Source organism: Streptosporangium sp. NPDC002524, assembly GCF_040295985.1.
Classification (GTDB): Bacteria; Actinomycetota; Actinomycetes; order Streptosporangiales; family Streptosporangiaceae; genus Streptosporangium.
On sequence record NZ_JBEOWK010000001.1, the window covers coordinates 54,653 to 68,625 of the forward strand.

Genomic DNA, 13,973 nt, shown 5'->3' on the forward strand with positions numbered 1-13,973 from the left:
TCACTCCTCGTTTCCGGTCTGCGGTTGCCCCGTGGTCGTGTCGCCGATCAGCTCGCGCCAGAACAGGTCGCCGTCCGGGGTGGCGCCGACGAGCCTGCCCGCCGTTCCGGTCAGCGTGGCCAGCCCGGGGGTCGTGCCCAAAAGGATCCACCCGTCGTCATCGTCCCGCGCCCCGACCCCGTCGCTCCGCGCCCCGACCCGGTCGTCTCGTGTCCCGGCCCCGTCGCCCCGCGCCCCGACCCGGTCGTCCCGCGCCCCGATCCGGGCGTCTCGTGTCCTGGCCTGGTTGTCCTGTGCCTTGACCCGTATCTCTCCATCACGGGTCAGCCCGATCAGCCGTCCCCCCGTGTGGGCGAGGGCGGCGAGCCTGGGGCCGTCGTCGCTCGCGCGGGTCCACGGTTCCGGCCGCCCGGCGGCGAGCGGGCGCCGCCACAGCTCGCCCTCCGCGCCCGCCGCGAACATGATCTGGTCGATGGGAGCGATCCCGACCGCCCCCGGCGGGGCGTCGTACAGGTCCGTCCAGGGGGCCTGCCCGGTCACCGGCTCGCGGGCGAGGACGCGACCGTCGGCGTGCAGGCCGTACAGGAGAACGGGCGAGCCGGGCGTCGCCTCGCGCGGCGCGGCGAGGGCCACCAGGCCGGGCGCGGGCTCGATCCGCCGCCATCCCAGGTTCTGGGTGCGGTACGGCCGGGTCCAGAGGTCCCTGTCGGCGAAAACGGCGAACAGCTGTTGCTCGCAGGCGGCGAGCGCGAGCGCGGGTGCCCCGCCGCCCATCGGCTCCCACCAGCCGGGAGCCCCGGCGAGCCTGGCGAGCACGTTGCGGGTGACGCGGTCGATGACCGGGTCGTCGAGGGCGTCGCCCCAGCCGATCGTGGCCGCGTTGAAGACGGTGCCCGCCCCCCGGCGCATGATGCCCATGGTGGCGTGGCCGCCCTGGCCCAGGCGTCGCCAGTGGCGCAGGTCGGCGGTGGCCAGGATGGCGAAGTCGGCGGGGGTGCCGTCGGCGCCCGTCGCCAGCGGGACGCCGTCGACCTCCACGTACTCGGCGGCGTCGGTCTCGTAGCCGACCGCGCCCCTGCCGAAGGTGTCGCCGTCGCGCAGCCCCGTGCCCTCGAACGCCCAGTGCCCGGCGAAGCGCACCGTGTACGCCTCGGACTTCATGGCGTCCATGTCCTCCCAGCAGCCCGCGCCGCGCCGGAAGCTCACGCCGGTCAGGCTGTTCTCCGGCCGGCACACCGGGGAACCCGACCACTCCACGGTGACCAGGCTCGGATCGGTCGCGGCCATCGGGTCGAGCAGGGCGTCACGGTGGCACACCATGGTGCGGCCGTCGTCCTCCAGCCGGATCTGCCACCAGCACGTGTTGCCGCCGAAGAAGGCGATGTTCCCCCCGGCCGCGACGAAGGACTCCGCGGCGTCACGCATCCGCCGGGTCCAGTACTCGTCGTGCCCGGGAATCACGAGCAGGCGCCGGTCGCGCAGCAGCGTGTCCGGGTCCTCGTGCAGGTCCAGGTTGGAGCAGTAGTCGGCCCGGACACCGCTGCGGCTCAGCCACCGGTGGAAGTGGTCCTCCCAGTTGCCCGCCGGTCCGCCGCCGGGGCGGTCGAAGGTGACCCGGCCGGCCCGTTCGGCGCCCTCGGTGGGGTACAGGCCCTCCCCCGGCACACCGGCCCTGTTGTACGCCTGCCAGGTGAGGAAGGGCACGGACACCAGGATCGTCCCGTCGGCCCGTGGTTCACGGGACCGGACGACGAAGTAGGTCTCCCCGTCCGGGTCGCCGGGGGTGAACTCCACGGCGTAGAGCGAGCTGGGCCAGTCGCCGGGGATGTCCAGGGTCCACCAGGGCCCGGTGGCGTCGAGCTCCGCCCTGACCTCGCCGGTCACGGCGTCACGCACCCGGGCGCGGCAGTCGGCCACTCCGCGCCCACCACCGTCCACCGGATCGCCGGCGGCCGGGGCGCCGGTGACCGGGGAGCCGAGGGCCGGGTCGCCGGTCGCCGAACCCTCGGTCGCCGGATCCCCGATCGTCCGATCCCCTGTCGCCAGGTCACCAGCTGCCGGATCCCCGGTCGCCAAGCCCCCTGTCGCCAAATCCCCGCTCTCCGGGGCTCCGGTCTCGGGGTCCTCCGTCGTCAGGCGGAAGCGCAGTGATCCGCCCTGCGGCACCGACGTGCGCGTCGCGTAGGCGCGAACGGCCGAGGTCATCCCCTGGGACCGCGCAGGTCGCCGTACCCGCCGGCGACGGTCCAGCTCAGCGGGTCGATGTGGGCGTTGAACGGCAGCCCGTCCAGGGTCATCTCCGGACGCGGGTGGGCCAGGTGCAGCAGCGGGTCGTCGAAGCGGGTGAACCGCCCGGCCAGGCTCAGCCGTGCCACGACGTCGTCGTCCTCGCCGCCCCAGCCCTGGTAGCGCTCGTCGAACCCGCCGATCGCGTCGAAGACCGTGGATCTGACCCAGAGGCAGGCCCCCGGTGGCTCCTTCAGCACCAGCGAGCGTACGGCGTCGAGTGGCACGTCGGCCTCGCCGCGCTCGCAGCGGCGGCGGATGGCGGCGGCGGAGGTCTCGGGGTCGAGGCAGAACATACGGCGGTAGGGCAGGAAGGCCGAGAGCCCGGGTTCGCGCGCCATGCGGTCCAGGTTCCGGCTCAGGAAGCGGCGGTCCGCCAGGATGTCGGTGTCCAGCACGCAGATCAGCTCGGGCTCGCCCGGGGTGTCGCGGACCCCGACGTTGACCGCCCAGGACTTGTTGAAATGCCCGTCGTGCCGCGCGAACACGTAGTGGTCCACCAGCGGTTCGACGGTGTCGCGCCAGGTGGGCGCCGTGTCGGACTCGACCACGGTGACGCTCACCTCGTCGCCGTGGACGTCCTGGTCGCGCAGCGCGGCCAGGCAGGCCAGCAGGTTGCGGGTACGGGCGCCGCCGACGCGGTCCCGGAAGGGGATCACGATCACGGCTCGTACCCCTGCCCCCGCCGTCCGCGTCCCGGCCGCCACGGACGCTCCGGACGCCACGGACGCTCTCGGCCCGGACCAGGAGGAGACGTCGGCCACCGACACCTCGGCGGCGGAGCGGTCGGCCAGCACGCCGTTGTGGTAGTCGACCAGCACGTGCGCGTCGGCGTCGGCGATCAGCCCCGCGAGGCGCGCGCCGTCGGCGGGTGAGCGCTCTAGTAGGGGGACGAGCGCGGCGGCCAGGGCGTCCTCCAGCTCGCGGTCCCCGGGGGAGGCGGCGAAGCGGCGCAGGTCCTCGGCCGCGGGCTCTCCGGCCACGAAGTGGGCGAGGGCGTCGGCCACCGCGCCGTAGTGCGGGCCGCTGATCACCCACCAGTCGGCGGCCACCAGGGGAACCGATGGATCGTTGGCGAGGAAGACGTAGGCGGCCAGCCTGGACCCGAGCGTCCGCGCGTCCGGGAGGGAGCCCGGCATTTGGGGTGACGCTATTGGGGTTTCTGTCATGCCGTTTCCCTCCACCTGCACGAATTCCCTCCGGCCGCGCGAATGTCGAACCCGATGTACCGTACCGTGCCCAAAAATGCCTCACAAGGGGACTTGACCCGGTTTAGGATATGTTTTAATCTCCCCGCAGAGCGCTCCCACGGCCGGAATCCATGTCCTGCGACCTGGACCCGACTAACCCGAACACGTATCGAAACGGCGTCCACCAGTACGCCGGCTTTGGCGCACAAGGACCGGGTCATTGGAATCCTTCCCGGTCGAACGGGGGACGGAAATGTCGAACGAGAGTTACAGGTCGGCGCGCCCCAGCAACGGGGACGGTCTGGCGGAGGTCGCCCTTGACCAGGCGCACGCCCCCGACAAGGTCCTGGCCCACGAGGACCTGCTCAGGAAGTTCGTCAACGGCGAGACCTTCAGGCCCGTCCATATGCGCATCGGCATCATGGGCGCCTGCAATATGCGCTGTAATTTCTGCAACTTCCACTCGCCGAACGAGGAGAATTTCTACGATCTCTTCTCCTTCAAGGACGCTATTCCCACCGACAAGAGCGTCAAGCTCATGCGGGAGTTCGCCGAATCCGGTGGCCGGGCCGTCACGTTCTGCGGCAGCGGCGAATGCACCATTCACCGCGGGTACGCCGAGATCTGCAATTCCGGGCACGCGGCCGGGCTGCGCATCGGGCTGATCACCAACGGCTCCCGCCTGCACCGGGACGACATCGCCGACTGCGTGGTCAACACCCACACCTGGGTGCGCATCGGCCTCAACGCGGGCACCGAGGCGACCTTCAACGACATCACCCGGGACCGCGAGCAGACGTTCAAGTCCTTCCTCGGCTCCGTCCGCAGGCTGCGCGAGAACGCCGTCGACCCGGACTTCCGCATCGGGTTCAACTTCGTGATCACCATGCAGAACTACCGGGAGATCTCGGAGGCCGCCCGGATCGCGCGCGACTCCGGGGCGCACTACGTCCGGTTCGAGCCGGAGTTCTACAGCTCGATGGGCCACGAGACGATCGAGCAGGTCATGGCGGACGTCTCCGCCTCGCTCGCCGACGTCTCCACGCTGTCGTCGGAGGAGTTCGAGGTCTCCGTGCCCAAGCTCGACCGGGGGCCGATGGACCAGGTGGAGTCCGTCGAGGGCGACTTCGACCACTGCCACTACAGCCGCTTCGTCACGGCCGTCGGCGCGGACGGTCACCTCTACCCCTGCCCCCAGGTGCACCTGAACAGCCGCTACCGCATCGGCAACGTGCTGCAGGACGGCTACCTGAACGTCCTGGAGGGCGGCCCCAGGGCCGAGTGGGAGTCGAGCAACCCGCTCAGGACCGACCTGTGCAAGTCCTGCTTCTACCGGCCGCAGAACGAGCTGCTCGAATGGCTGCGCAAGGGGCGGATCAAACTGGACGACGCCCTGAACACGTACCGCGTCGAGGTTCCGCACGCGCTCCACGCCGACTTCGTCTGAGATCCGGGGTTCGCGTTGACGTCGATCGACCGGTTCCACCATCTCGGCCACTCCCCGGTCGATCCCGTCCCCGGCTCTCCCGCGCCGGACCAGGCCGTCCGGAACGGCCAGGTGCGCCGGGCGGTGGCCCGGCTGGCCGCCACCCGGCGGGTGACCCTCCGCGTGCGCTCCACCCGCAGGCGGGAGGGCGGGGAGCCGCGGGTGGACCACTACCTCTTCGAGCACGAAGGGCGTCGCGAGCTGCGCGCGGTCGTGCTGGCCCCGCCGGGCCCGGGGCCGTGGCCGGCCGTGCTGGTCTGCCCGGGGCGCAACGCGACCCTGGAACGGGTCACCGGGCTGCTGCCTCCCGACCATCCCGGCCGTGACGTCGCCGCGTACCTGACCGGGGCCGGTTTCCTCACGCTCACCCTCGACCACGGCATCGACGGCTGGGCCGAGCCCGCCGCGCTGGGCGGGCGCGACCCGGGCGACGTGCTGGACGGGACGCTGCGGCTGCGCGGCGGGAGCCTCCTCGCGGCGCTGGCGGAGGACGCGGGGGCCGCGCTCGACTGGCTCCGCGCGCATCCGGACGTGGCCCCCGGCCAGGTCGGCCTGTTCGGGCACAGCATGGGCGCGGCGGTGGCACTGCACGCCGCGCTGCTGCGGGAGGAGCCGCTCCCGCTGTGCGCCGCGAGCCATCTGGGCACGTACGAGACGATGATCGGCCGGTCGCTCGCCTGGAACCAGTACGTCGCCCTGCCGTCCGTCCTGCGCCACGCCGACCTCCCCGACCTGTACGCGGCGCTGGCCCCGGCACCCCTGCAGATCCAGTACGGCACGGCCGACGGGCGCCTCGATCCCGGTGACGCCAAGACCGCCGGCGAGCGGATCGCGGGCGCCCACCACACGGCCGAGATCCTGCCGCTGCCCATGGGCCACGGCACCGGCCTGGCCGAGGCGGCGGACTTCTTCACCCGCTCCCTGGCCTTCGTCCCCTCCCCGGCCTTCACCCCCTCTCCGGCTTTCACCTCCCCGGCCTTCACCCGCTCCCCGGCCGAGCCCGCCGCCGGTACGTCAGGCGTGCCCGCGACCGCCACCCCGAACGCGGCCGTGGCCGGTACGCCGAGCGCGACCGCCACACCGAGCGCGGCCGTGGCCGGTGCGCCGAACGCGGCCGTCACACCGAGCACGCCCGCGTCCGGTGCGCCGGACGTGCCCGCGGCCAGGGTGGGGTTCGACGTCCGGGCCCGCCTGGACATCCTGGACCTGGTCGACGACGCCCTCGCCTCCGGGGCGCTCACCCTCGGACCGCGCGGCGCCCGGCTGGAGGCGCTCGCGAGCCGGGAGATCGGGCGCGGCACCGCGGCGGTGAGCTCGGGCTCCTCCGCCCTGGAGATCGCCCTGCGCATCGTCGGGGTCGAGGGGCGCACCGTCCTGGTCCCGGCCAACACCTTCTTCGCGACCGCGGCCAGCGCCGTACGCGCCGGTGCCCGGGTCGGCTTCGTCGACCTGGAGCCGGACGGTCTGGGCATGGACCCCGAGGGGCTGCGCGCCGCCCTCGCCGCCCACGAGGACGTGGCCGCGGTCGTGCCCGTGCACATCGCCGGGGTCGTCGCCCCCTCGCTCGCCGAGGTGCTGGCCGAGTGCGACCGGCAGGGCGTCGCCGTCGTCGAGGACGCCGCCCACGCCCTCGGTTCCTCGCTGCACGGGCGCCAGGCGGGCACCTTCGGCCGGCTGGCCACGTTCTCGCTCTATCCCACCAAGATCATCACGAGTGGCGAGGGCGGCCTGCTCAGCGCGGACGTGGCCGACCTGAAGCGGGTCATGCACCTGCGCGACCACGGCAAGCGGTCCTTCGAGGAGAACCTGCACGACGACCTCGGCAGCAACTGGCGCATGAGCGAGCTGCACGCGGCGGTTGGCCTCACCCATCTGGCCCGGCTGGCGGAGGTGCTGGCCGAACGCACGGCGCTGGCCGCCCGGTACGACGAGAGTCTCGCGGGCGTGCCCTCCCTGACCCGCCCCGCCGTGCCGGAGGGGTGCGCGTCGAACCACTACAAGTACCTCGCCCTGCTCCCGGAAGGCGTCGACCGCGCGGCGCTCAAACAGAGACTCCGCGCCGAGGGGGTACGGCTCGCGGGCGAGGTGTACGACGTCCCGCTCCACCGCCAGCCCTACTTCGCCCGGCGCTTCGGCGACCTGTCCTTCCCGTACGCCGAGGCGTTCGCCTCCCGCCACATCTGCCTGCCGCTCTTCCCCGGCATGACGGGCGCCCAGCAGGAGCGGGTCGTCCGCGCGCTGCGGGACGCGCTGTCATGACCGGCGAGACGGTCCTGCCGTTACTGCGCGCGGGACGGTGGTACCGGTCGATGGACACCGTGCCCGTCCCCGGCGGCCCGCTGCTCTCCCTGGCCCCGGAGATCATGGTCCGCGACGACAGCGCCCGCCTGCGGGCACGCCGTGCCGCGATGACGATGCCGTCCCGCGCCCGGCGGCTGGAGCTGCTCCGCGAGGCCGTCGCGCTGTTCCGGCACGGCCGCGTACCCGTCGAGTCCCTCGGCGTTCAAGACACCGGCGGATTCGAGGAGGCGATGCGCGCCACGGCGGGCCTGCCACCCGCTCTCGTACGGCGCTGGTCGGGGATGCTCGCCGAGCGGCTGGAGGAGCTGGCAGCGGACGCGCCCGACGCCGATGCCGGTGCCGATGTCACTGCCGGTGGCAGTGTTGGTGTCGATGGGCTCACCCTGGTCTCCCTGCCCGCCAACACCTTCACCTGCCTGGAGGGGGTGCTGGAGGCGGCGCTGTCCGGGGCGGCGGTGTGGATCCGCCCCAGCAGGCGCGAGCCGCTGTCGTCGGCCCGCCTGGTCGGGGCCCTGCTGAGCGTGGGCTGGCCGCCCGAGACGCTGGGCTACTACCCGAGCGCGCCCCGGACCCTGCCCGCGCTGATCCGGGCGACCGACCGGCAGATCGTCTACGGCGGCGACGGCCTGGCCGCCGGACCCGCCGCCGGCGCGCCGTCCCTGGATCTGCGCGGCCCCGGCCGGGCCTGCGTGATCGTGGGCGCGGGGGAACCGGTGGACCCCGAGGACCTCGCCGCACGGATCGCGCGGGACGCGGGCCGCTTCTGCACCTGCGCCTGCACGGTGGTCTTCCTGCGGGAGACCGCGTCCCTGGAGGCCGCCTCCCTACGGGACGCCGCGTCCTTGCAGGAGACCGCGTCTTTGCAGGAGGCCGCGTCCCTGCGGCAGGCCGAGATCCTGCGGGAGATCGGGGCCTTCCGAGAAACCAGGACACCGTGGGATGCCGGGGGCTTTTCGGACACCGGAGCCCCGTGGCAGGCCGAGGCCGACGCCCGGCGAGTCGAGGCCGACGCCTGGCGGGTCGCGGAGGTGCTCGACGGCATCTCCCTCGACCCGCCTGACCCGCGCTGGCCGCAGGCGTCCTGGGCCGAGGCCGACGCCGCGCGGATGGCCGCGTTCGTCTCCGACCGGCTCGCTCCCGGCGGGCGCGTGCTCACCCGGCGGCCGCTCCTGGTCAGGTCGGGCGGGGCGACGTTCCTCGCGCCCACCCTCGTCCACGTCGACGACGTCGGCCACCCGCTCGTCGGCTGCGAGCTGCCCTTCCCCCTCGCCGTCGTCGTCTCCACGGACGAGGCGGGAGCGCGCGGCGTCGCCGCCGGGTCCCGCTTCGTGCACCGGGCCCGCTTCGCGACCGTCCCCGAAGTCCCCGAAGGAGTGTCGTCCTGAACCCGAGCAGTCATCTCCCGCCCGGCGGCTCCCTGCTGGACGCCATGCGGGAGCGGATCCCCCCGATGCGCGAGTCCCTCGACGAGTGGACGGTGCGCATGATGAGCTGGCACTTCGGTGAGGAGAGCGGCTCGCCGTTCTGGCTGGCGCGCCGGAGCCGCCTGCCCTTCGACCCGATCCGCGACGTCAGGGACTACGCCTCCCTGCGCCTGTTCGGCCTGTTCGACAAGACCGACCTGCGGGGGGTGAGCGCGCGCGACCTCGTACCCCGTGGCTTCGCGGGGCGGCCGTTCCGCGTCGTGGAGACCGGCGGGACGTCCGGCCCGCCGTACCGGGTCGTCGACGTGACCCGCGCCGTCTACGACGTGGGGATGTACCGCGTGATGCTGGAGGCGCGCGGCCTGCTCGGCGGCGACATCCTGGCCATGACGCCCAGCGGCCCGCACGCCTACGGGCACTTCGTCAAGCTGCTCGGCGACAGCTGGGGGGCGGCCGTCTTCTCGGTGGACTTCGACCCGCGCTGGGTCAAGCACCTGCTGCGCGCCTCCGGGGGACCCGGCGGCGCCGACGCCTACGTCGAGCACCTCGTCGCGCAGACGGCCGACATCCTGCGGGACGAGCGGGTCAGCCTGCTCTTCACGACCGCCAAGCTGCTCATGGCGCTCGCCCCGGCGCTGGACAAGCCCCTCGCGGAGTACGGCGTCCGCGCCGTGTGCACCGGCGGCACCTCCTGCTCCCCCGAGGAGGCGCGCTATCTCCGCGAGGAGTATCTGGACGGGGTCCAGTGGATCGACACCTACGGCAACACCCTCGCCGGACACGCCCTCCAGGGTGACTCCCCCTTCCCCGACGAGCCGCACAGCTACCATCTGCCGCCGCCCTTCGCGGTCATGCACGTCGTCCGGCCCGACGACGTGTGGCAGGAGGTCGCCACGGGCGAGCGGGGCCGGATCAGGGTGGTGACCCTGCTGGAGGACCTCTTCCTGCCCAACCTGCTGGAGCGGGACAGCGCGGTCTCCGCCCCGCCGCACCCCTGGTTCCCGTGGCCCGGGGTGGCGCGGGTGGGCCCCTACGAGGCCGAGGACGCCGACCAGATCACCGAAGGGGTCTACTGATGCCCGGAGACCGGCGAGCCGTCTCCTCCAACGGCGTGCCCATCCCGTTCACCGACGAGCTGTTCGCCCCGCTGCCCGACAGCGGCGCGCTGCTCGGCGACCCCGGCGCGCTGAGACGGCGGTTCCACGAGGACGGGCTGGTACTGCTGCGGGGGTTCCTCGACCGCGAGACGGTTCTCGCCCTGCGCGGGGCGTACCTGTCGACGTTTCCCGAAGGCCTGCTCAAGCCCGGGTCCACCGCCCGGGAGGGCGTCTTCTCCGGCCGCCCGCCGGAGGGGCTGCCCTCGCACGGGGTGAGGGACCATCCGGCCTACGACTTCGTGCGTACGGAGCCGTTCGCCTCGTTCGTCCGGCAACCGGCCCTGGCGGAGCTCGCCGCGACCCTGCTCGGCGGTCCCGTCCGGCTGATGCCCCGGGGCATCCTGCGCCATTTCTACGCGGGCCCGCTCCGGGCCTCCCGCGCCCACACCGACTACGCCTACATGTCCCAGGGCAGCGACCGCGTCCTGACGATGTGGATCCCCGTCGGCGACTGCCCGTTGGAGACCGGGGGGCTGGTCTATCTGGAGGGCTCGCACCGGGAGTCCGCCGAGCGGTTCGACCAGGCGCGGCTCGCGAGCGACCGGGCCCACGACCCGCGGCCGATCAGCCACGACCTCCGCCTGACGGCCCGCGTCGTCGGCCGGAGATGGCTGTGGAGCGACTACGAGGCGGGCGACCTGACCGTGCACAGCCCGTACGTCGTGCACGCCTCCCTCGACACCGTGACCGACGTCATGCGTGTCTCGGCCGACGTGCGGTTCATCCGCGAGGAGGACAAGATGGACCCCCGGTGGACGAAAGAGTGGGCCGGCGATGACGGCGCCTGAGAACACGGCCGGGCCCGCGTCCGGGGGACGGCCTCCGGGGGAGCCACCTGGCACGGACTCCCCTGCGGACGAGCCTCCCGGTCCGCCCGGGACTCCGCCCGGGGCGGTGCTGTCGCGGGCCGCGGGCCGGACGCGCCTGGCCGCGATGTCCGCGTTCCTGATCGTCGGGCTCTCGTACGCGAGCTTCCTGATCAGGGTCCCCTCCCTGAAGGTCGAGCACGAGCTGTCCGCCGGGCAGCTCGGGCTCCTGCTCGTCGTCCCCTCCGTCTCGGCCCTGATCGCGATGCAGCTCGCCGGTGGCCTGGTGGCCCGGTACGGCAGCGCGCCGATCGCCCGGGTGACCGGGGTGGCGCTGCCGCTCTCCCTGGTCGGCCTCGCGCTGGCCGAGGACCCGATCCAGCTCGCCGTCGCGCTGGTGATCTTCGGTCTGATCGACGGGCTCCTCGACGTCTCCATGAACGCCCACGCCATCGCGGTCGAGCGCGCCCACAAGCGGTCCGTCATGAACCGCTGCCACGCCGCCTGGAGCATCGGCGCGATGGCCGCCTCCGTGCTGGGCGGCCTCGCCATCCAGGCCGGGCTCTCCCCGATGACGCACTTCCTGTGGCTGGGCGTGGCCGTGGCGCTCCTCGCGCTGGTCACCGGGCTGTGGATGCTGCCCGCCTCGGCCGACCGGCACGCGAGCCAGGAGGGCGAGAAGAAGGTCCGCGTGAGGTGGCGGGACGGCTGGACCCCGCGGGTGCTGATGTTCGGCGCGATGGGCGCGGTCATCCTGATCGTCGAGGGCGCGGTCGGCAACTGGAGCGGCGTCTTCCTCCTGGAGGATCGCGGCGCCACCCTCGCCGTGGCCTCGCTGGGCTACACGTTCTTCAACCTGTGCCAGACCGGCGGCCGCCTCGTCGGGGACCGCCTGCACGAGCGGTACGGCGCGCCCGCCCTGGTCAGGGTGAGCGGCGGCATCGCCCTCTGCGGCCTGCTGATGGTCGTGCTCAGCCCGGGTATCGCGGTCGCGATCGCGGGTTTCGCGGTGGTGGGGATCGGCCTGTCGGTCCTGCTCCCCCTCATCTTCAGCGCGGTGGGACACGGCGGCGCGGAAGGACTCGGGGCGGCCGCGGCGCTGGCCAGGTTCACCACGCTGACCTACTCGGGGCTGCTGCTGGGACCCGTCCTGGTCGGCTGGTTCGCCGAGCTCGTCGGCCTCGCCGCGACGTTCGGCGGGCTGCTCGTGCTGCTGGCGCTGGTGGTCGTCAACGCCCGCGCCACCGGCACGGCCGACCGGAAGGAGACCGCGCGGGAGCCGTAGGGTCGTCCCTCGCGCCCTCGGAGAACCCGGCAGCCTGGAGGTCTCGTACAACGCCTCGCGAACCCGGCAGCCCTGGGGAAGCTTCGTACCGCACACCCCCGGAGAACCGCACGGGAGCCGCGGGGATCCCCCGCGCCGCGTCCCCGGAGGACCTGACGAGAGCCGCTGAAGGCACGCGCGTTCCCTTTCCCCCAGAGGTGGCCCGGTTCGCGGGGGCGGCTCAGCGCTCGGCCCTTCCGCGCTCGGCTCTCGTGGCGGAGGCGGTGGCCGCGTAGCCCGCCAGCAGGTCCGCCACCTCCTCGGGGCGGCTGAGCGCGACGCAGTGGCCGCCCGCGATCTCGTCGGGGACGACGCCCAGGCGCTCGGGCACCAGCCGGCGGAAGAGGCCGGGCGGGAAGAAGCGGTCCTCACCGCAGAGCACGAACCTCGTCGGCACGTCCGGCCACGCCTCCAACGGCCACGGCGCGGCCAGCGCGGCCCTGGAAGGGTGGGCGCGCTCCCTGCCCATCGCCTCCTCGGCCAGCTCGCGTGGCACGTCGTGGTAGAAGCTCACGAACGGATCCGCGTTGCCGGTCAGACCGCCGTCGCGCCCGGCCTGCTCCTCCACCGCGTCGCGGTAGCCGGTGCCGGCCCACCACTCGTCCGGCGACTCACCCGGCGAGGGGATCATGCCGGCCAGCAGGACCAGCGCGTCGACGGGCAGCCGGTCGGCGACCAGCGGGGCGGTGAACGCGCCGAACGAGTGCCCCACCACGACCAGGCCGCGCCTGTCGCCGACGGCCTCGACCACCGCGTCGGCGTAGTCGGCCAGGGTCTTCGACTCGTCGTCACCCGGAAGGTCGGGAGCCAGCACGTCGTGCCCGCGCGCCCGCAGCCCGGCCTCCACCAGGTGCCAGGACCATCCGGTGTCTCCCGCACCGTGGATCAGCACGAACGTGCTCATCGGACTCTCCCCTCGCCGCCGGAACCCGGGACTCGCCGCCGGAACTCGGAGCGCACGACGACGGCGACCGCGAGCACCACGACCACGCCGCCGGCGAGGGTCGGCACCGTGACCGGTTCGGCGAGGACCAGCCATCCCAGGAACACGGCCACCAGCGGGTTGACGTACGCGTACGTGGCCGCCAAGGAGGTCGCCGCCGACTGCAGCAGCCAGACGTAGGCGGAGAACGCCAGGACCGACCCGAACACGACCAGGTAGCCCCACGCCGCCCAGGACCGGGCCGAGTAGGCGATCGGGTCGAAGCGCTCGCCACCGGCCAGCCCGATGATCGTCAGCGCTCCACCGCCGATGAGCATCTCGTAGACCGCGACCACGAACGGGTCACGCGGCAGCCCGATCCGCGGCTGGCACCACGAGCCGAACGCCCACGACAGCCCGGCGACGAGGACGACCGCCATGGTCCAGAACGGAAAGGCGCCGCCGAGACCGTTCGCGGTGACCACCACGACCATGCCGCCGAAGCCCGTCGCCACGCCCGCCACCGTCCGCCCGGCGGGGCGCTCTCCCGACAGGACGCGGCAGCAGATCACCCACAGCGGCACCGCCGCGACCAGCAACGCCGTGATCCCCGACGGAGCCCCGCCGTACTCGGCGAAGGTCACCAGGCCCTGGCCCACCACGACCAGCAGGAGCCCGATCCACGCGCACCCCAGCAGCTGCCGGGGGGTCACGGCCAGCCGCCCCGGACCGCCGCGCACCGCCAGCGCCCCGCCCACCAGCAGACCGGCCGTCAGGAAGCGGACACCCGCGCTCACGAGGGGCGGCATCTCCTCGACCATGATCCGGATCGCGAGGTAGGTCGAGCCCCAGACGACGTAGACGATCGCCAGGGCGGCCCCGACGAGCAGTAGAGAACTTCGGGCTCTCGCCGGTACGGCGGTGGTCGTGGTCGTCGTGGTCGTCGTGGTTGCTGTCATGCCGACCACGCTAGGAGTCGGGAGTCATCGCGAAAAGCGATTGTTCCAGATCATCTTGATCGCCGAGAGCGATGACCCGGGGCTTGGTCTGCGGTACCGGCCCTGGTCGGCACCGCCC

General features: G+C 73.2%; 10 protein-coding genes. 6 read left to right on the forward strand and 4 right to left on the reverse strand.

Annotation, left to right across the window (positions count from 1 at the left end):
• Positions 1 to 2,205, reverse strand: coding sequence for a N,N-dimethylformamidase beta subunit family domain-containing protein (locus ABT053_RS00270; RefSeq protein ID WP_350966598.1), 2,205 nt, complete (start codon positions 2,203 to 2,205; stop codon positions 1 to 3).
• Positions 2,202 to 3,425 (reverse strand): galactosyltransferase-related protein, encoded by a 1,224-nt coding sequence (locus ABT053_RS00275; RefSeq protein ID WP_350966599.1) that lies wholly within the window; start codon positions 3,423 to 3,425, stop codon positions 2,202 to 2,204. Before ABT053_RS00275 ends, ABT053_RS00270 begins: the two co-directional genes overlap by 4 nt.
• A 304-nt stretch (positions 3,426 to 3,729) precedes the next feature.
• On the opposite strand from ABT053_RS00275, the gene ABT053_RS00280 reads away from it, so the two are divergent.
• The 6 genes from ABT053_RS00280 to ABT053_RS00305 all read left to right on the forward strand — a co-directional run bounded on the left by ABT053_RS00280 (position 3,730) and on the right by ABT053_RS00305 (position 11,935).
• Positions 3,730 to 4,923, forward strand: coding sequence for a radical SAM protein (locus tag ABT053_RS00280; RefSeq protein WP_350966600.1), 1,194 nt, complete (start codon positions 3,730 to 3,732; stop codon positions 4,921 to 4,923).
• A 15-nt stretch (positions 4,924 to 4,938) separates the two neighbouring features.
• Entirely contained in the window at positions 4,939 to 7,221 is a 2,283-nt protein-coding gene (locus ABT053_RS00285) for a DegT/DnrJ/EryC1/StrS family aminotransferase (RefSeq protein ID WP_350966601.1), read from the forward strand.
• Positions 7,218 to 8,648 carry a hypothetical protein gene (locus tag ABT053_RS00290; RefSeq protein WP_350966602.1) on the forward strand — a complete coding sequence of 477 codons (1,431 nt, stop codon included), beginning with the start codon at positions 7,218 to 7,220 and terminating at the stop codon, positions 8,646 to 8,648. Before ABT053_RS00285 ends, ABT053_RS00290 begins: the two co-directional genes overlap by 4 nt.
• 44 nt (positions 8,649 to 8,692) lie before the next feature.
• On the forward strand, positions 8,693 to 9,763 hold the full coding sequence (locus tag ABT053_RS00295; protein ID WP_350966603.1) for a phenylacetate--CoA ligase family protein: 1,071 nt from the start codon (positions 8,693 to 8,695) through the stop codon (positions 9,761 to 9,763).
• A complete protein-coding gene (locus ABT053_RS00300; RefSeq protein WP_350966604.1) occupies positions 9,763 to 10,632 on the forward strand; it encodes a phytanoyl-CoA dioxygenase family protein in 870 nt (289 codons plus the stop codon). The genes ABT053_RS00295 and ABT053_RS00300 overlap by 1 nt, the downstream gene beginning before the upstream one ends.
• A gap of 106 nt (positions 10,633 to 10,738) precedes the next feature.
• A complete protein-coding gene (locus tag ABT053_RS00305; RefSeq protein WP_350966605.1) occupies positions 10,739 to 11,935 on the forward strand; it encodes an MFS transporter in 1,197 nt (398 codons plus the stop codon).
• 220 nt (positions 11,936 to 12,155) lie between these two features.
• Here ABT053_RS00305 and ABT053_RS00310 read toward each other — a convergent pair whose 3' ends face one another.
• Positions 12,156 to 12,878, reverse strand: coding sequence for an alpha/beta fold hydrolase (locus ABT053_RS00310; protein ID WP_350966606.1), 723 nt, complete (start codon positions 12,876 to 12,878; stop codon positions 12,156 to 12,158).
• Positions 12,875 to 13,855 (reverse strand): EamA family transporter, encoded by a 981-nt coding sequence (locus tag ABT053_RS00315; RefSeq protein ID WP_350966607.1) that lies wholly within the window; start codon positions 13,853 to 13,855, stop codon positions 12,875 to 12,877. Before ABT053_RS00315 ends, ABT053_RS00310 begins: the two co-directional genes overlap by 4 nt.
• Between the last annotated feature and the right edge of the window lie 118 nt (positions 13,856 to 13,973).

Coding starts and splice junctions, on each gene's coding strand:
- ABT053_RS00300 (WP_350966604.1), top strand. CDS start 9,763: ATGCCCGGAGACCGGCGAGCCGTCTCCTCCAACGGCGTGCCCATCCCG.
- ABT053_RS00280 (WP_350966600.1), top strand. CDS start 3,730: ATGTCGAACGAGAGTTACAGGTCGGCGCGCCCCAGCAACGGGGACGGT.
- ABT053_RS00270 (WP_350966598.1), bottom strand. CDS start 2,205: ATGACCTCGGCCGTTCGCGCCTACGCGACGCGCACGTCGGTGCCGCAG.
- ABT053_RS00315 (WP_350966607.1), bottom strand. CDS start 13,855: ATGACAGCAACCACGACGACCACGACGACCACGACCACCGCCGTACCG.
- ABT053_RS00275 (WP_350966599.1), bottom strand. CDS start 3,425: ATGCCGGGCTCCCTCCCGGACGCGCGGACGCTCGGGTCCAGGCTGGCC.
- ABT053_RS00295 (WP_350966603.1), top strand. CDS start 8,693: ATGCGGGAGCGGATCCCCCCGATGCGCGAGTCCCTCGACGAGTGGACG.
- ABT053_RS00310 (WP_350966606.1), bottom strand. CDS start 12,878: ATGAGCACGTTCGTGCTGATCCACGGTGCGGGAGACACCGGATGGTCC.
- ABT053_RS00290 (WP_350966602.1), top strand. CDS start 7,218: ATGACCGGCGAGACGGTCCTGCCGTTACTGCGCGCGGGACGGTGGTAC.